The organism is Vibrio sp. MMG023 (assembly GCF_021654215.1).
GTDB classification, from domain to species: domain Bacteria; phylum Pseudomonadota; class Gammaproteobacteria; order Enterobacterales; family Vibrionaceae; genus Vibrio; species Vibrio jasicida.
Map to the genome: position 1 here is coordinate 22,617 of NZ_JAKFZP010000004.1, position 17,228 is coordinate 39,844.

16 protein-coding genes and 1 tRNA gene are annotated in these 17,228 nt (G+C 42.9%); 5 read left to right on the forward strand and 12 right to left on the reverse strand.

The features are described from left to right. Positions 1-364: 364 nt before the first annotated feature. The gene (locus tag L1076_RS13585) at positions 365-2,701 is read left to right on the forward strand and encodes an EAL domain-containing protein (protein WP_237303784.1); all 2,337 of its coding nucleotides are present in this window, start codon (positions 365-367) and stop codon (positions 2,699-2,701) included. A 102-nt stretch (positions 2,702-2,803) separates the two neighbouring features. Here the strand turns inward: L1076_RS13585 and L1076_RS13590 are convergent, their stop codons facing one another. The 4 genes from L1076_RS13590 to L1076_RS13605 form a co-directional block, all read right to left on the reverse strand. Beyond that, a complete protein-coding gene (locus tag L1076_RS13590; RefSeq protein WP_009704133.1) occupies positions 2,804-3,559 on the reverse strand; it encodes a 5'-methylthioadenosine/adenosylhomocysteine nucleosidase in 756 nt (251 codons plus the stop codon). A 357-nt stretch (positions 3,560-3,916) separates the two neighbouring features. Continuing rightward, positions 3,917-4,615 (reverse strand): aspartate/glutamate racemase family protein, encoded by a 699-nt coding sequence (locus tag L1076_RS13595; protein WP_237303785.1) that lies wholly within the window; start codon positions 4,613-4,615, stop codon positions 3,917-3,919. Positions 4,616-4,623: 8 nt separating this feature from the next. Beyond that, complete coding sequence (locus L1076_RS13600; protein WP_038867999.1) at positions 4,624-5,241, reverse strand: NUDIX hydrolase; 618 nt, start codon at positions 5,239-5,241, stop codon at positions 4,624-4,626. Between the two features lie 188 nt (positions 5,242-5,429). Next, positions 5,430-5,840 carry an NUDIX domain-containing protein gene (locus tag L1076_RS13605; RefSeq protein WP_039976759.1) on the reverse strand — a complete coding sequence of 137 codons (411 nt, stop codon included), beginning with the start codon at positions 5,838-5,840 and terminating at the stop codon, positions 5,430-5,432. 574 nt (positions 5,841-6,414) lie between these two features. Here L1076_RS13605 and L1076_RS13610 point away from each other — a divergent pair. The 3 genes from L1076_RS13610 to L1076_RS13620 all read left to right on the forward strand — a co-directional run bounded on the left by L1076_RS13610 (position 6,415) and on the right by L1076_RS13620 (position 8,116). Then, on the forward strand, positions 6,415-7,056 hold the full coding sequence (locus L1076_RS13610) for a murein L,D-transpeptidase catalytic domain family protein (protein ID WP_038868002.1): 642 nt from the start codon (positions 6,415-6,417) through the stop codon (positions 7,054-7,056). A 179-nt stretch (positions 7,057-7,235) separates the two neighbouring features. Continuing rightward, positions 7,236-7,709, forward strand: a complete 474-nt coding sequence (locus L1076_RS13615) for a hypothetical protein (protein WP_227740528.1) — start codon at positions 7,236-7,238, stop codon at positions 7,707-7,709. Between the two features lie 83 nt (positions 7,710-7,792). Beyond that, positions 7,793-8,116, forward strand: coding sequence for a hypothetical protein (locus L1076_RS13620; protein WP_038880731.1), 324 nt, complete (start codon positions 7,793-7,795; stop codon positions 8,114-8,116). An 85-nt stretch (positions 8,117-8,201) separates the two neighbouring features. Here the strand turns inward: L1076_RS13620 and L1076_RS13625 are convergent, their stop codons facing one another. Together L1076_RS13625 and L1076_RS13630 are read right to left on the reverse strand one after the other, a co-directional pair. Beyond that, the gene (locus tag L1076_RS13625; protein WP_038868006.1) at positions 8,202-8,879 is read right to left on the reverse strand and encodes a DedA family protein; all 678 of its coding nucleotides are present in this window, start codon (positions 8,877-8,879) and stop codon (positions 8,202-8,204) included. 553 nt (positions 8,880-9,432) lie between these two features. Then, the gene (locus L1076_RS13630) at positions 9,433-9,951 is read right to left on the reverse strand and encodes a DUF4136 domain-containing protein (protein ID WP_038868008.1); all 519 of its coding nucleotides are present in this window, start codon (positions 9,949-9,951) and stop codon (positions 9,433-9,435) included. A gap of 313 nt (positions 9,952-10,264) precedes the next feature. Here L1076_RS13630 and L1076_RS13635 point away from each other — a divergent pair. After that, positions 10,265-10,339: transfer RNA gene (locus L1076_RS13635), tRNA-Gly, on the forward strand. 185 nt (positions 10,340-10,524) lie between these two features. On the opposite strand, the gene L1076_RS13640 is transcribed toward L1076_RS13635, so the two are convergent. The 6 genes from L1076_RS13640 to L1076_RS13665 all read right to left on the reverse strand — a co-directional run bounded on the left by L1076_RS13640 (position 10,525) and on the right by L1076_RS13665 (position 17,044). Further along, positions 10,525-10,932: a hypothetical protein gene (locus L1076_RS13640; RefSeq protein ID WP_038868011.1), complete on the reverse strand. Its 408-nt coding sequence runs from the start codon at positions 10,930-10,932 to the stop codon at positions 10,525-10,527. Between the two features lie 103 nt (positions 10,933-11,035). Beyond that, complete coding sequence (locus L1076_RS13645; RefSeq protein ID WP_237303786.1) at positions 11,036-11,893, reverse strand: sterol desaturase family protein; 858 nt, start codon at positions 11,891-11,893, stop codon at positions 11,036-11,038. 9 nt (positions 11,894-11,902) lie between these two features. Further along, positions 11,903-12,913 (reverse strand): DUF2804 domain-containing protein, encoded by a 1,011-nt coding sequence (locus tag L1076_RS13650; protein ID WP_237303787.1) that lies wholly within the window; start codon positions 12,911-12,913, stop codon positions 11,903-11,905. Positions 12,914-13,166: 253 nt separating this feature from the next. After that, on the reverse strand, positions 13,167-13,610 hold the full coding sequence (locus L1076_RS13655) for an OsmC family protein (protein ID WP_237304058.1): 444 nt from the start codon (positions 13,608-13,610) through the stop codon (positions 13,167-13,169). A 103-nt stretch (positions 13,611-13,713) separates the two neighbouring features. Further along, positions 13,714-16,077 carry an ATP-binding protein gene (locus L1076_RS13660; protein ID WP_237303788.1) on the reverse strand — a complete coding sequence of 788 codons (2,364 nt, stop codon included), beginning with the start codon at positions 16,075-16,077 and terminating at the stop codon, positions 13,714-13,716. Next, the gene (locus tag L1076_RS13665) at positions 16,070-17,044 is read right to left on the reverse strand and encodes a cytochrome c peroxidase (RefSeq protein ID WP_237303789.1); all 975 of its coding nucleotides are present in this window, start codon (positions 17,042-17,044) and stop codon (positions 16,070-16,072) included. Before L1076_RS13665 ends, L1076_RS13660 begins: the two co-directional genes overlap by 8 nt. Positions 17,045-17,228 lie beyond the last annotated feature (184 nt).

Here is a 17,228-nt window from a genome sequence, read left to right on the forward strand (position 1 = left end):
GATCCGTAATTGAACCTTATGTGATGAAGAAAAAGATATTGGGGTCACATTTCACCATCGAAACGTTTCGATGAAGCAAAAAACCATAAGAGGGAGACTGTCATAGCTGTATTACTCATTTGTACATTCATCCTGCAAATGTGTTTTGAGCTTTTGAAACGGTACAAATATGTCTAAAGTTTGAGACTTCTTCTGGTCAATCTCGTAAAAAACCGCACACAGCATCACAAATTAAGTAAGGGTGTCTGACTTTCGAAAATCACCCACTTACAATTTGAAAAACACAGAAATACTATCGTCATCCGTTCGGAACCTTTAAGTAGGGAACGTTTGTAGGGACACAAACGGAAATTGAAGAACCATAATGAAACTAAGCAATAGAGTTGTTTTGCTTGTCGCGCCAGTCATTCTTATTAGCGCGTTGGTGTCGAGTTACATCATATATAGCATTCAAAAAGTCACACTGATTAAGCGAGAAGACAGCTACATTCAGCTGCAAATGGAAAAGCTCGCGGGGCAATTTCGTCAGGCCAACATATTCCTCAATAGCTACGCCTACACATTAAGCAAAAGCGAAGTTTTACAAGACTACTTCGTCAATCATGACAATCCGTATCGTGAGCGACAGCTATTCAACCGTCTCGATGAAACCGTTGATGTATTAAGCCATGGCTACAGTGGCGATGCGAATATGGCGATCCTCGATGGCAATCAAGAACTGCTTTATTACACTGAGAACCAATTCTATGAATCCAGTGGTCGCTTTGACCCCAAGATCCTTGAATACGTAGAAACGAGTTACGCGCAGCATGGCGAGGTTAGCCACACTGGCTTTATCTATAACTCCAGCGGCCAGAGCATTCTGCTTCAATACGAACTGTTTGATCAACGAACGGGCGAACACCCACCAAGCTTTGACCCACAAAATGCTTTCTTCGTTGTGGTTTCAGTCTCTCTAGAAGCATTCAATAACATCAAGCACGAGATTGAGTTCGATACCCATAGCGTCATCACCTTCTCTAACAAACCGATTATTCTGGATATCCCACTCGCACAAACCATCGAACTGCTACCCCATTTTTATGCGGTGCTCTCTCCTGCAGAGTACTTAATGTGGAACAAAGTCGATAAAGTATGGCTAGAACTGGCGCTATCATTTGGCATTGCGTCTTTCTGTACAATCACTCTGATTGTACTGATTCTCTACCGATACGTCCTAAGTCCTGTTTCTCGACTCGATAGACAGTTACGCGAAATTGAGTCAAACAAACGCAAAAATATTGAGAAGCTGAATACAGATGACGAAATAGGACGTTTGTCATCCCGCTTCTTCGATATGTATGAAGAGCTAAACAATATCTATCACAAAACAAAACGATTAGCAGAAACCGATCACCTGACTCAGTTAGCAAACCGTCACCGTTTTCACGAATTAGCGACCCGCGAACTGGCGGAACCATCAGAACAATTGTGGGTGATTTATATCGACCTTGATAACTTTAAATACGTAAATGACAAATACGGCCATGAGTTAGGCGATAAACTGCTACAAGTATTTTCCAAACACATCAAGAAAGTCTGTCAAAAGTTCACTCAACAGTACAATAGCCCATGCTTTGGAGCTCGCTTGTCTGGGGACGAATTTGCGATTCTCCTTAGTGCAAACCACAAAGACAGTAACATCCCAGATTTGTTTGCAACCGAACTACTCAAACCCATCCACAATTTGAGTCACTCATCCACAAACTCATTTCCTGTCACCTCAAGTGTTGGTATCGCCCAATACCCAAGAGATGGTGCCGATGTCGCTAAATTGCTTTCTAGTGCAGATGCCGCGATGTACCAAGCAAAGCGCGCAGGTAAAAATCAGTATGCGTACTATTCTGCCGCTCTGAATATTGAAGCACAGCGTCGCAGCCAAATTGAGCGTGCGCTGCGTAAAAACAACGTTGAGGACGAGTTCCATTTAGTCTTCCAACCTTACATGAACAGCAATGCTAACGAAATTGAAGGCTTAGAAGTTTTACTACGTTGGGAGGCGGAAGGCATTGGTTCAATACCGCCAAAAGAGTTTATTCCGATAGCAGAACAAACCGGATTATTTGAGAAAATTGACCGTTGGGTCTTCGCAAATGCGATGGAAGAATACCACCAGCTTAAGAGCATTTTTGGTAAAGACATCATTCTATCCATCAACTTGTCGTCTGCCGAACTCAATTCGCTCTCTATGGCAGAGTTTATTCACGATAAAGCGAAACTAAATGGCGTGCCAGCACATTGCATTGAGTTGGAAATTACCGAAACCTTCGCTGCGGACCAACAAGGTACTGCCCTACTCGATGAACTAGCCCAACTTGGCTATAAGCTGGCTATTGATGACTTTGGCTCAGGCTATACCTCGTTAACGCAATTAGTTCAGTACCCTGTTCAGAAAATCAAATTCGACCGAGAATTTCTGCTCACCTTGATGAATACAGACAACGGCCACGTTATCAAACCAATCATTGAACTGTGCCATGCGCAAAATAAAAAGGTAACGGCAGAAGGGATTGAGCATAACGTGATGCACGAATGGCTATCTTCGTATCGCTGTGACTTCATGCAAGGTTACCTGTTCGGTAAACCAATGGATAAAGAGCAGTTAAATCTATGGTGGAAATCCGCCAATGACCAGCCATTTTCTCAATCAGATATCGCTTAGTCGAAAGAGTCTTCCATAAGGCAACATGACGACGTGCAAAACTCAACAAAAAAGCAGCACATTAAGTGCTGCTTTTTTAGTTTTTAGATAAGAAGTAGAACACTACATTCGCTTAAGCATGTTTAGCGTAATGTTGGCAGAATTATCCGCAGTTGCCTTTTTAAGATCCGAGTAGACAACATCTGCCGAACCATCCGCTTTGTCTGAAATCGTACGGATAACGACGTAAGGTACTTTGAACGCATCTGCTACTTGGCCTAACGCTGCGCCTTCCATTTCCACAGCCATGGCGTTGTATTCTTGGTAGATACCCGTCACTTTCACTTTGCTTGCAATGAACTGGTCACCAGATGCGATAACGCCACGGTAAACACTCTCTTTGCCAAGCGTATCAACGGCTGCATCAAATGCGTATTTTTGCAGTGTTTTATCTGCGTAAAAGTAACGCTCTTCGTAATCAGGCAGTAGACCTTTCGGCATATTGAATGCGGTTAGATCGACATCATGCTGAACCAAACGCGTGGAGACCACGACATCTAACGGGTCCAATTTAGGGTCGCTAGCACCAGCAATGCCCGTGAAGATCAGTTGGTCAACGCCGAAAGACTCAATCAGAAGTGTGGTAGTCATTGCTGCATTGACCTTACCTACGCCAGATTTCGTCACGACAACGGTTTTGCCCTCTAACTCTCCCGTGTAAAAGCGATGGCTACCAATTTTCTTTACTTGTTGGTTTTGGATTTTTGGCAATAGCGCTTCAACTTCGACATCCATCGCACCGACAATACCGATGGTCGAACCTGCAACGGAAGGAAGTGAGTACGCAGCAAGCATTAGAGCAAGAGATTTCTTCAACATGGGAATCCTGAAATGTAATACGCGCCACCAAAATGTGACGCGACGCAAATTATACAATACATTCCCAAGGTGGCAATCGTTTGCATCAATCAACTAATACTGATTGATTAAGAAATTCTCAATTAATGAGAACGACTTAGCCATTTTTACTTTTTAAAGGAGAAACAACTCGATCTTTAACCCGAATCGTCGGCATAAAATAATCGCAAGCTGCACGGTTCGCATCCGTTGGATGACCCCAAGCACCGCAAATATCAGCACTGCTCTTCTGTCTCGTAAACTGGCGACATTGTCCGCATCGATAATTCATAACTCTTCCCTGAGCAATTTAATCCTGTCGATCAATTCTGTAGAAAATTACGCTTCATTCAGCGCAGCTTCTACCGCGGTCTTAGCGTGAATCTCTGTTGTATCGTAAAGCTTAACGTCTGTGTGTTGAGGTTCAACTAACATCGCAATCTCAGTACAACCAAGAATGACCGCTTCAGCGCCCTCTTCAACTAACTTATCGATAATAGCGAGATACTGTTGACGAGAATCCTCACGCACTTCTCCTTTGCACAGCTCGTTATAGATAACCTCATGAACAATCGTTTGGTCATCTGAACTTGGAACGACAACATCAACACCAAATTTATCGATGAGTCGCTGCTTATAAAAGTCTTGCTCCATGGTAAAACGCGTACCAAGCAAACCAACCTTCTTAATGCCATCCGCCACCAGATTCTCAGCGGTCGCATCTGCAATATGAACAAGCGGTACATTGACAGCTTGCTGAATTTGGTCCGCGACTTTATGCATGGTATTAGTACAAATCAGAATGAAGTCCGCACCGCCTGCTTCCACCGATTTTGCTGCTTGCGAGAGAATCGTAGCCGTGTCGTCCCATCGACCTTGATGTTGAAGTGTTTCAATTTCGGCGAAATCGACACTGTACAAACAGACTTTTCCTGAATGTAACCCACCTAGACACGCTTTCACTTCACGGTTAATGATTTGGTAATAGTTCGCGGTAGACTCCCATGACATACCACCAATTAGGCCTATCGTTTTCATTTTCTTCCTTAATCGACGTGTACTTGAAAATCTTCACTGTAAAAAGCATCAAAGACCATTTCAATATCTCTTGGTAAAACTCGGCTTTGTGAAAGTGGTGGAATCTTATGCTGCGCGAAGAAATCGATTTCCGAAACTTCAATGTTCTCTTTAGGTTCACCAGAAACGTATTCACACAAAAAGAACATCTTATAGATGTGGAATGGATAAGGCGGCTGATAGTCATGCATCGCTCTGTCTCGAATCGCAATCAGTTTCGGGTTCGCAACCACAAAACCAGACTCCTCCAACACTTCGCGTACCACCCCACTACTTGGAGTTTCACAAACATCAGCCCAACCACCAGGTAATGTCCACCCTCCGTCTTCGCGCTCTTTTACGAGAAGTATCTTGCCATCTTTTATCACCCCAGCACGTAGGTCGACTTTGGGTGTTGGATAGCCCGCTTCAGGGATAAATAAGTTTTGAATATCGGCAACGGACTTATCGCTGATGTCAGCAAACATCTGATGAGCGATGTCTTCGACCATTTTGAATCGTTCTAGATCGTAAGCATCTTTACTGTATGCTTCCCCTGCTTGAGCAATTGCTTGTAGTTGCTTTGCCCAATCTAACCACTTCGACATACACATCCCTTTTTCAACTTACCTTTGCAGAAACTAGCATAACCAACTGAAAGCAAAGTTTATTTTTGATCAAGTTTTCGCAAAGTATTTATCCACTATATTTTGTTTACAAGATAATTCGAATATTTTCGATATTTACAATTCAATCAAAAATATTATTACTCGTCACAATTATTATTTATGGAACTTCATTTATTAAACATCGTTCTTAGCGCTGTATTTAATCGAAGATATTCACTTAATGCGACGCGATCGACTTCCGTCGAGACTGGTGCATTTATTATTGGATACCAGTTAACAGACTCCGCTTCTAAACTCTGAATATCACCTTGCCAATTGGTCACCACATAATAGTGAATCAATTGCAGTTCTGTAGTTGGGTGATATAAAGAGCATAAATAACCAAATTGAAGTGGCTTGATGTTGAGTTCTTCTTGCAATTCTCTAAACAATGTATGTTGTTGGGTTTCGTTTAACTCCATATGGCCACCGGGTATAGCTATTGCCCCAGGGTCAGATTCCTTATCCTTTGCTCTAGTTTCCAGCAACACTTGTTCGCCCTTAACTAAGATAAATGAGACACACTCATGAACTTCCATCTTCATCGTCCTTTGATAACCGTTTTTTAGCAAACTAACATAAATCATTCCGATGATGTGAACAGCAATACTCAATAAATTGACCACATACAACAACCTAGCTGCACGTATAGTTGAATATGCGGAGTTAAGTATTCGCTTAATCTATCAATTGTCTGTAGTTGGGTATTGATTTGTTACGACTAGGATCACAGTCTAAAAAATTTTTGCACAATGCTAAGTATGAAATAAATACATTGAATTCAAACGGTATTTTTATTTCATTTATAATTAAACGACGTTTTATTAGCACCACTGCTTAGTAAATCACGGTAAACACAGTTTTATTAATTACCTAAATCGGCTAGTATTTGTCTTGAAGATTTTTAAAGTCATCGATTAACCTCTCAATGTTGATTAATATCAGCGAGTTAGTTGGCGGAACTCTACCAAATACCAAAAATGGTTCGGTAATACGTGTCACTACGCATAATAGGAAACGTTGAGAATAGAATTAAATTGATGTGCATGCTGTATTAACGACTGCAAGACGCAATCGCTGAATTTGCTACACCAAGAGTTTTATTTAGTACAAATGAAAAAGCTATTTTTATTATTGATATGGACATCGCTCTCTGTTTCGCCATTTGCCTTTGCTCATCACTCTGGCACAAAAACAGAAACCAAAGCCACTCAACAACTGGTTGAAAAAGCCTATAAGCAGGCCAATCTAAGCGGAGTCATTGATTACAAGTTATTCAATGATGCATTTTTGGCTTACAAGAAAACCCCAGATCGTAAGAAATCGCTTCTTACTATTATCGACTACAGTAAACCATCTACTGAAAAGCGCTTTTATGTGGTCGACTTAGATAAAATGAAGCTGATCTTCAACACCTATGTCTCTCATGGAGTGAACAGCGGTAAGAAAACAGCAACCAAATTTTCGAACGTCGTAAACTCTCGTAAGACGTCTTTGGGTACATTCTTAACTGACACGACTTATTATGGCTCTAACGGTTACTCACTTCGTCTTGACGGATTGACATCAGGCGTGAACGATAAAGCACGTGAGCGCTACATTGTGGTTCATGGCGCAGACTATGCGAACCCTTCTTTTATCCAAAAGAATGGGTACCTTGGCCGCAGTTGGGGATGTCCAGCCCTGCCACAGAAACTCTCACGCAAAATCATCGATACCATTAAAGGCGGCAGCGTCATTTACGCAAGTGCTTAGTCGTTGTTTATCTATCTTCAAGAAAGGGAGCGGATTCGCTCCCTTTTTTATTGGTCATAAAAAACTGTTCATCTTCTCAGCATCTGGTTAGTATACGCAATCATTGACCTCGTGCGGTCCTCTTTACCAGTAGCGCTAGGTCCATTAGGTTTCGTTTTGGTGAGGTTGTAGGGTTCGTTTTGCGTCATCTATTTCGTCTTATGCTGTTATTGTCACTTGCTCTATTCTCAGGGCAAATGGTTGCCGCACACGCACATGATATTTCGACTCAGAATTTCAATACATCACAAAAACTCGCTAAACTCAGTCAGCAAGATTACGCATCGCTAAAAGCTCCTTTTCTTGAAAAGCATAGCGATAGTTCCTGGGGGAAAGACGGTTACTTTCGCTTTTTAAAACGTGATTTTCTTGGGCTATTGCCTTGTCGAAGAAATTCGGGCGATGACGGTGAGTTGCCATTAAACATCAAACCTGACTACCACTTACTCGTCGCGTTTTTGTCTCCGCCGTTGTTGGCTATCGCATTAAAAGCAACGCCTCTCCCAGATGACAATGCTTTAGACGGCAAACTTCCTTTTCACCTATCAGGGTGGAAACAAGCAAACTTGTTGTACGTTTTCAAACACGGCCGCGAATCTATGCTCGCCGTTTGACTTCACTGACTTAAAGAAGGAATGCGTCAGTGTTAGCCAAGGATGATCTCATCTATCCATTGAATTAACTCGAGATCCTTACAATGAAAAGATTCGCAATCACCGCCGCTATGGCTTTAGCACTTGCTTCATTCACAACATCAGCAAGTGAGACATCAAAACCAGAACAAATGACTAATGAAGCGCTTCTAGAATGTGCGAACGCTTCGAATGCTCGTAATGCCGTGCCAGAGCATAGAGCGATGTTTAGACACTATCTCATGGCTGAGCGCGGTTATACCTTTAGCCAACTGTCTTCTGCTGAAACTGAGTTTAAAGCACAAGGCATGGATGAAACAAAGATGGAACAGTTCTACAAAACTGAGTGTAAGGAAGCAGGCGAATACCTTTACAATATCGGTTACTGATTCGCGCTCGTTGCAAGCAATGTAAATACAGAAAAAGGCGCTTTGATAGCGCCTTTTTTGCTTTTCAAATTTCTTACCAGAACAATTATGGCAGTTGTGGAGTTGTTTTTGATTTGCTCCAAGCCTTGCGAACTTTTACCAACACAAAACTCATGATAGCGATGGTCAATGTAATCACAGGAGCAGCCATTAATCCCATCGTCACAATCTTGTTGAGCTTTTCTGGTAGTAATGGCAACAGCAACCCCAAACCACATAGTAACAACGTCCACAAGATGGCACTCAGCCATGCAAAGTAATGGAATTTACTCACGCGATTCACGCGAAGCCCCATCATCAATGGAAGTAAAGAGCGAACTACAGGAATAAAACGTGCACAAAACAGTGCAATCAATCCGTGTTTGCCTAAGAGCACGTCAACTTGTTCCAAACGTTTCGCTGGCACAGCATTCACCCACCCCTGTACTTTCGGCAAGCGATTTAACCACTTTCCTTGCAGGTAGGCCGCCCAACTGCCCATTGCCGCACTCACAACAATCACTAGCATAATGACGACAGGATCTAACACACCTACCGCAGCTAACGTGCCGGACAAAACCACCACGCTATCACATGGAAATGGAGCGGCTGGAATAAAGCCACTTTCTAAGAAAATAAGTGCTGCAACAACAAAGTAAATCAGCCCTGCACTGCCTGGGGCCATTAAAGCCGTGAAATCTTGGTGCCAAAGCGCAAGTAACACCTGAACAATTGAATCAAACATAAATACTCCTAAACATCATAACGAATTTGCGAAAACAGACGATTAGGCACTACCTCGCATGCATGAAGCGGTAAATCAGGTTCGATTCTTGCCGACCTCCAATTCGATACTTTGAACGAGGATAAATAGTTCGTAGGATTGGGGAAACAAAGGCCGAAAGAAAACGATTCGTAGACTCTGTCGATACCGTTAACCAACGCGCGGGCAATACATCGAGCTCATCATTATCTGTGGTCGAATTAGAATGATTAACTCGCAATGCATTGCGGCTGAGTAAACTTGCCGTGACTTTGCGCCTTGGAGAGAAAGGGACTTCCTCAAGATGGGCTTCGCCTTTGGTAAGAGAAGAAGTAAAAGCCATCAGCGCAACAAAAAGCCCTAACACACAGACTAGGTAAGCACGCACAGAATTCACCTAAACCACAACGATACGCTGTTTTAACTCCATGCGTGCCAATTTGCAATCTAAATTCTCAATCGATAATAAAAAGAGAGTTTTGCAAACCTTTGCTAGGGCAATTTGATGTCCATTTAACCTTTATTTAATAGTCGCTTAATCTTTACCATACGGGTAATTTTCAAACATTTTTGTCACTTCTTCCGAAATCAATTCTTCACGTTTTTCAGTGCTCATCGACTCCGTAAGTTTACGGCTTGATACCCCTTTCCATACCACTTGATTCGCTTTGGTATCGACTAACTCCACCACTAACTTGCCATACTTCTTTTCTTTGTAACGCTCAGGACTTGAGGTTACAACGCCAAAACTGTTCCAGCCGTAACCCACACTGAAAGAGGAACCAGAAGAAACGAGCTCCGATTCTTTGATGATGTCGTGGTGCACATAAAGGTCACCACCATTTTTTACTTGTGATAGCCCTTTTGCTTCCAATTGAGAAGCAAGACCTTGCTCAATACGACGAGCATCTAGGCTTGTTGGAGCCTCTGATTGTTCTCCAAAATCAAACGTTTTGTAGGATGAAAAATCCGCTTGTTTATCGACGTCGGTCGTCACGGTTGTACAGGCCGTTATCATAAACACGAAAGACGCCGCCAATAAACCTTTCCACATACTCATTCTCCTCTCTATTTTGCCGTATTTATCGGCCTTCATTTATTGCAACTGGGAAAAAATTGAATCATTTCAACATTTAGTCTTGACCATGATTGCCAAGTGTTCAAATTCGAGAAACACTAGAAAGCGAGAACAGACGAAAATTCTGCCCGATTGAGTTTAAGAAGAGCGCTCCGCCAGGACTGTAAAAGCAACAAATCGAACGCTTTATAGGCAATTTGAGAGTTATTTACGCATTGAGCAACCAATTGATCAAAAAAGACTTTTCTTTTGTCGTTAATGTGGCATATTGGAACTGTCCTATCGATGCGCGGGCATCGTATAATGGCTATTACCTCAGCCTTCCAAGCTGATGATGCGGGTTCGATTCCCGCTGCCCGCTCCAAGCTTTCCCTTAAGCTAGTTTTTTTCTCAGATTTCCAAAACTACCCTTTAAATTCGTACTTCACTGCTATCATGCTGTGGCTGTAATCGATCTCTTGTATTTGCTACCTCAAACTGCAGGCATAAAAAAGCCCCTGCAAAATACAGGGGCGTGTCTTCGTTATAATGTTCCCCATATCTTTGGGGTTAATCCAACTGAAGTGTCGTGAACGTGTCGTTTTTCAGCCCGCCACCAGCGCGTTTCTTCATGGTGACTTCGACCGATCGCTTCCCTTCATTGACGCGATAACGTATTGCTTGAGCGAGGTATTTGTCATTTCGCTTCAAGTCTTTAGCGTCAATCTTTAACGTACGATTTTGACGATTTACCGTGCAGCGGTAATCCCAATCATTTTTACCATTTTTCAAAGCCAGCAAAATACGATGACCTGACGTCCCCGCCGTTTTAATCCCGCGGGGCTGCTTATCTATCGCCAGTGCTAACCCTGCTTTACACAGCTGATCGGCACTAAAAGCAGTTGCTGCGTATGTGTACCCAGAGCCGAGCATAGCGGCGGTCATCGTTACAATTGAGAAAACTCGATTAAATGTCACTGTCCGTTCCTTAAAACTTACAAAACACCGTACGCATTAAAACAACATTACCGAATGCTGTCAAGAATAAATAGTATGGCGTTTAGTTAATCATAAGAAACAGCTATTCCAGGGTGTCAGACGGAGGCGCAAACAAACACCGCCAGCGCTGATGCCAAGATAAATTAGGACGAGTCACTTCTTTGAACATGTCTTTCCATTCCGCAAACGTCACGGTAATAGGATTAAAGCTGTTAACAGGTTTTGAGATGCCATAACGAACTGTTTCAACTTCTGGCTCAAATGTACCAAACATGCGATCCCAGATGATCAGCACGCCAGCGTAATTTTTATCGATATATTGACGATTCACACCATGATGAACACGGTGATGAGATGGCGTATTGAAGACCCATTCTAAAGGACCAAGAGAACGAATCGACTGGGTATGAACAAAGAATTGCAGACCGAGATTAAGCAGAACAACAAACACTACCCACTTAGGATCAAAACCAATAATGACCAGTGGCACCCAAAACAACCACATGCCGGCCAATGGGTACATTAGGCTTTGACGAAATGCAGTACTGAAGTTCATGCGCTCTGAACTGTGATGCACCACATGTGCCGCCCACATCCAACGGATACGATGGCTTGCTTGGTGGAACCAGTAATAGAAAAAGTCTTGCAAGACCATTAGCAGTAGGAAGGTAGAAACCGTCATCTCGATATCAAACAAGCGCCAACCAAACCACCATAAGTACAACTTGGCGATAAGCAGCCCTGTTAAGATATCTGTCGCTTGATGAAGCCCAGCCAATACAAAGTTACACACCACTTCGGGTAAGTAATATCGGGCACTCTCAGGTAATCTTCCACCACGCTGTCCAAACCAATACTCTGCGGCAATGCACAGGAGAAAGATCGGTGCGAGCAGCATCAATAATAAATCAGGGTGTTCAGTAATTCGTGACCATTCCATCGTCTCTTCCTACCACTTCGCGTAGTGATCTTCGGTGAGTCCCATCACCTCATCAAGTTCGTGTTTAATGCCATTGCCATCAATCAAATAGCCAGAAAAGTAGCCGACAAACTGACGAAAGTTACTCTTCAAAAACCAGAAATTCTTTTTCTCTGAGCGCTGATTTTTAGGTTTGAAGATAAAGTCGATGCGCTTGTCTTGTGACGTAATTCGCCATGACGCTTCTTGATGCATACGAGAAAAATCGAATTGTACAGGTGGCATCAAATGCCGTTCACCATCAATCCAAATCACGTTTTCACAATACCCGGTTTCGTTAACTCCAGCAGCAAAGTTCAGCCCTATCCGTTTACCTTCACTGTGATGATTAATGCTCGCCCATCGCCAACTGGTTTCCCTTCGCATATACCCGGCAGAGAAGTCATACCCAGCAACTGCGTTGGTTAGATCTTGTGGTTGCCCTTTCACACTCATTTCACCTTGGACAGCGAGCACGTTGTGTTTTTGGGTGTAGGTCCAACCTGAATACGCGGTTGGCGTGCAGAGCATCAAAGGCAAGCTTTCTAACTCAGGTTTTAACCTCAAGTCAGCTTGAATAAGGTCTGTTGAAAGCTGTATGTGCCAGAGTCCATTTTCAATCCTGAATTGAATGGCATCATTAGCGAGATAGGCTTGACTGTTCCAACTTGAAGGCCGTGTTTGATAGCCCATGTTGAGCAGCTTTAGCCACTGCTGCTCCACCAGTTCATGGGTTTCAGTATCAAACACATAGCAAAAGCCAGATGCCAAATAGCGAATATCGGCAATCGCAACACCAATGATGTATTTCTCTGTCACGATCGAGACGAACTGGAACTGCTTATAGTCGAATCGCTTTCGCCAATTCGATGCAGGCTGGTCCATCTCATTAAGATATTGAAACGAACCCAACTGAAGTGATTCAGGTATCGCGTCTAGGTGACCAAATTGAGGTAATCCATTCGCTTGAATAAAGGGATTCAAAGGCGTTTGCACATCCATGCTCGCTATTAATCAATGACACACTATTCGATATTAACATTAATTTAACAACAAACAGTTTGCGCCACTGCACAACATTGGTTCAGTTCTCGGCTTCAAATGAGCTGAAATGTGAAACCAGTCACTCATATCGAACATAAAATACCGTTTATTAGAGCTTTCAGCTAAATCAAAAGCGACGAAAAGCAAAGCCATTTCGGCACTCTTTCATTTTGAACTGAAATGACGAGAGAGTATCGCGGCATTGAGTGTTTTAAATGATTTCAGTCGTCACTTCCGTTTTCACCGAGTTCGCAATAAAACAATGCTCGTGTGCCATATGATGCATTTTTTCTAGCTGCTCGCGTGTTGGTTGTTTCTCACCTAAAAATACGACTTTTGGTTTAAGCACCACTTTGGAAACCCATTCCTTGCCATTTTCACCAACAGCAAGCTCACCTACCGCTTCATCGATATAAGCATCCACAACATAACGACGCTTTGCCGCTACAGAAAGAAAGACCAGCATGTGGCAACTCGAAAGTGCGGCAATGAAAGCTTCTTCTGGATCAACATTCTCTTCTACCGAAAACGGTAAAGGGACAACATGAGGAGAGGGAGACGCGGGTACTTGTAATCCTCCATCAAACTCCCATATATGGGCACGGCTGTACTGGTTGTCACTGAAGATTTCATCAACATTGCGCTGCCATTTAATTCATACGGTGTGCTGGCTCATAACGGCTCCTTGTAATCAAGAGTCCTCAGTAAAACATACTCATAGATTCAGTCACAACCTAAATGAGGGGTGCATAAAGTATTCATATCACCTGATTGGAATCATTGATTTGCACTCTCGATTTTTCAATCAAACGTTGACCTTGATGAACATTGACCTGCAGCCGGTTAATCAGTTTTTGCAACTGTTCAATCTCAGGGGTTTGTCGATTCTTTACCTGCGTTTCAATTTCTAATGCTTGATTTGCCAATGTATCAAGCCCTAGGTTCAATGCCATGCCTTTCGTTGTATGTAAGGTACTATGAAGTGAATCTAAATCTTCGACCATAAAGAATTCAATTAGCTCATCAACGGCGGCTTCAAAATCGCAAACGATGCTTTTCAACAAATCCATCAGCGCTTCAGGCTCCTCTCTCAAGATCTCAATCGTCTCTGAGTGGGTAAGCTCTTCCTCTGTTAAGCGCAGCTTTTCGATTGGCTCGCGATGCAGTTGAACGACATTCTCGGATTGTTCAGCCTCCCCAATTGTTTGAACAGGTAAACGTGAAGAAAACTGCTTCAACGCATCCGTAAAGCTCTCACGTTGCAACGGCTTGGTTAATACATGGTCAGCACCGGCTTCAATAAAGTTATCATGAGCCTCTCTAAATACATCGGCGGTGTAAGCAAACAATAAAGTCCTCACCCCTAGATTTTCTCGGATGAAACGCGTGGCTTCGATACCATTCATTTCTGGCATATGATTGTCCATCAAGATCAGGTCATACTGGTTTTCTTGTGCTTTCTTCGTGGCTATTAAACCGTTTTCAGCGATTTCTACCGTATGCCCTAACTTCTCACAAAAGCCTTTTGCGACAATCGCATTAACCCGATTGTCTTCCGCCAACAATATACGAAGGTTGCTTTTGCTCTCTCCCTTCGACTCCTCCTTCGCTTGCTCTGGTTGGAGTACCGACTTTTCTTCCCAGGGAATGGGAATATCAACAAGGAATTGGGTGCCTATTCCCTCAACGCTCTTGATTTTGACTTCACCGCCCATAAGTTCGGTGATTTTTTTCACAATCGCTAAACCAAGACCTGTACCACCAAACTTACGAGTGGTAGACGTATCGGCTTGCTCGAAGGAGTTGAAGATGCGATCTTGCTTGTCTGCGGGAATACCTATGCCCGTATCGTTCACAGAGAGCATCAGACGCCTTCTTTCTTGATCCAGCTCTGAACGAATCAATACGTGTCCGTCATGAGTAAACTTCACCGCATTACCCGCCAAATTAAATAAGATTTGGCGAATACGGGCACAGTCACCTTGAAATTCGACCTGATCGGGCACTTCATTTTCAATAAACAGCTGTATGTTCTTTTCTTCAATTAGAGGCTGGATTGCACTGCATACTGGTGTTAAAACTTGCGACAGATTAAAAGGAGCCTCTTCCAAATCCAGCTTATTTTCTTCTACTTTGGAAAAGTCCAAAATATCATTCAGAATGGTCATTAAGTGCTGGCCAGAGTCAAGAATGACCTGAACGTGCTCTTTGGTCTTAGGCTCTTGAGTCTCGCTCGCGATGATCTGAGATATTCCTAAAACACCATTCATCGGCGTTCTCAACTCATGACTCATGGTTGCCAAGAATTGTGATTTAGCTTTTGCTGCACGTTCCGCTTTATCTGTCGCTTCCGTTAAATCATCATTGAGATGTTTGAGCTTATTCACACGGTGTTGAGTTTGCAACACAAACACCGCCACGAGTAAGACGATAGAGAGCAAGACAAGAAACCACGTCAAACGTGCTTCACGCTGAACAAATTCCAACAGTTGATGCTCGGAATACTCAACAAATTCAAAATAGTGACCTTCTAATATTTTGTTGGTCAGCAACTCAATCTTACGTTCACTTTGACGTAGACGATTCAAAAATAACGATATGTTCTGACTTTCTGGGTTGTCCCCTTGCAACGCAGCATTAGTAAGAAAGTCAAAGTAGTGTTCTTCAAGCCAAACGTCCTGAGTATCCGCCCCGAATTGATCCTTATAAATGTTGTGTAGCGCCAGCAGTTCATATTGATTGGCGACCTGAACCCCTATCAACATATCCAGTGTCAGGGTGGCCTCACGCACTTTTCCATCAAACTGAACAAGGATATTTTTGACTCTGTTCTTTGTTGAGGTGAAATTAAACCAAATAGATTGTTCAAAATCTTCACCCAATTGCTCCGCGGCAAGTTCCAACTCGACGAGATTTTGCGTAATCTCGTAGTCCTTCCTTGAGCTGGTCTGGTAACGATTAACGACCGTGTCCCGCTCTTCAATTAAGTGATGACCAATCTCAGACAAAGAAGCATGTAGAACTTGAGTATTTTTGGAGTTCACATGAGTCATGTACGCTAATACCATCATGACGGCAATGATCACAAAAAGTAGTACGTTAAGTATTCTGAACTTACTCATTTTCAAACACCTCCAAAATCGAAGGCCTTGGGGCGGTTAATGCATTGAGAAACGCTTCGATGTCCGCCACCTTTTCATCATTCATGGTCACGCCTAACTGAGTTTGAGACATAATCTGAATAGCATCGGAGAGTTTGTCGACTTTGCCATTGTGGAAATAAGGGCTGGTTTGACCGACGTTTCGCAAGCTCGCAACACGGAAATAGAACTTGTCTTCTCCATCAGTCGTCCTTAAACGACGTCCTGTGTCTAAATCAACATCTGGCGTTTGGAAGTAAGTAAACCGTTGAATCATCGCACCACCGACGTTTTTACCTTGGTGGCATTGCACACATCCTACTTCTTGGAAAGTTTGCCATCCTCGAATTTCCTGCTCATCAAGGGCATGGGAATAACCTAGTAGATAAGAATCAAAAGGCGAGCTAGGAGTTTGTAAAGCTTTCAGGAACTCAACAATCGCTCCTTTGATGTTTCGTATGGTAATCTCTCGCCCATCCGCCCGTTTAAACAATGCGTTGTAGGTTGAATCACTTTTCACGTATTGCTCAATGTCCTTCCAAGTCGAGTCCATTTCTAGCGGGTTTAATACCGGCCCATCGATTTGCGCCATGAGTGAATTAGCGGTACCGTCCCATAAAAAGCGATAATTAAAAGACGCATTAAATACAGTAATAGAATTGCGAATACCTAAACCGTTTACACCAGTTGAAACCGCACTAGGTTCCGCGCCATTCGTTTGTAAATCATGACAAGTTTCACAACTGATTTGACCATTAGAAGAGAGCTTTGGATCACGAAAAAGGTGCCAACCAACACGAGCAAAATCCATATCGATACTCGGCTCTCCCTCAATCGGCTTCACCAATTGTAAATCTTGTTTAGCTAACGTCCCGCCCGCATAAAATGAAGCGCTGATTAATGCTAATAAACATCCACACACCCCTTTAGTGGTAAGCCTTTTATACATATTAAGAGTATCCTTACCCAGCCCCTTAATATGAACTTAGTTGCTTTTCCATTTTTTTCCATTACTAGAGATAGGGATATTGAGCCTGCCCTCATAACCCATTGATTGTTTTTACCCCCAATACCTTTACTTACCTGTTAGGCAGTATCAAGCGTGCGTTGTCGACAAGATAAACAACCTTGAT

What these genes read in the sequence shown, in the direction of transcription:
- L1076_RS13645 (WP_237303786.1), bottom strand. Translation starts at nt 11,893, where the DNA reads ATGGAATGGTCACGAATTACTGAACACCCTGATTTATTATTGATGCTG.
- L1076_RS13650 (WP_237303787.1), bottom strand. Translation starts at nt 12,913, where the DNA reads ATGGATGTGCAAACGCCTTTGAATCCCTTTATTCAAGCGAATGGATTA.
- L1076_RS13605 (WP_039976759.1), bottom strand. Translation starts at nt 5,840, where the DNA reads ATGGAAGTTCATGAGTGTGTCTCATTTATCTTAGTTAAGGGCGAACAA.
- L1076_RS13625 (WP_038868006.1), bottom strand. Translation starts at nt 8,879, where the DNA reads ATGTTTGATTCAATTGTTCAGGTGTTACTTGCGCTTTGGCACCAAGAT.
- L1076_RS13595 (WP_237303785.1), bottom strand. Translation starts at nt 4,615, where the DNA reads ATGAAAACGATAGGCCTAATTGGTGGTATGTCATGGGAGTCTACCGCG.
- L1076_RS13660 (WP_237303788.1), bottom strand. Translation starts at nt 16,077, where the DNA reads ATGAGTAAGTTCAGAATACTTAACGTACTACTTTTTGTGATCATTGCC.
- L1076_RS13630 (WP_038868008.1), bottom strand. Translation starts at nt 9,951, where the DNA reads ATGTGGAAAGGTTTATTGGCGGCGTCTTTCGTGTTTATGATAACGGCC.
- L1076_RS13610 (WP_038868002.1), top strand. Translation starts at nt 6,415, where the DNA reads ATGAAAAAGCTATTTTTATTATTGATATGGACATCGCTCTCTGTTTCG.
- L1076_RS13590 (WP_009704133.1), bottom strand. Translation starts at nt 3,559, where the DNA reads ATGTTGAAGAAATCTCTTGCTCTAATGCTTGCTGCGTACTCACTTCCT.
- L1076_RS13620 (WP_038880731.1), top strand. Translation starts at nt 7,793, where the DNA reads ATGAAAAGATTCGCAATCACCGCCGCTATGGCTTTAGCACTTGCTTCA.
- L1076_RS13665 (WP_237303789.1), bottom strand. Translation starts at nt 17,044, where the DNA reads ATGTATAAAAGGCTTACCACTAAAGGGGTGTGTGGATGTTTATTAGCA.
- L1076_RS13600 (WP_038867999.1), bottom strand. Translation starts at nt 5,241, where the DNA reads ATGTCGAAGTGGTTAGATTGGGCAAAGCAACTACAAGCAATTGCTCAA.
- L1076_RS13585 (WP_237303784.1), top strand. Translation starts at nt 365, where the DNA reads ATGAAACTAAGCAATAGAGTTGTTTTGCTTGTCGCGCCAGTCATTCTT.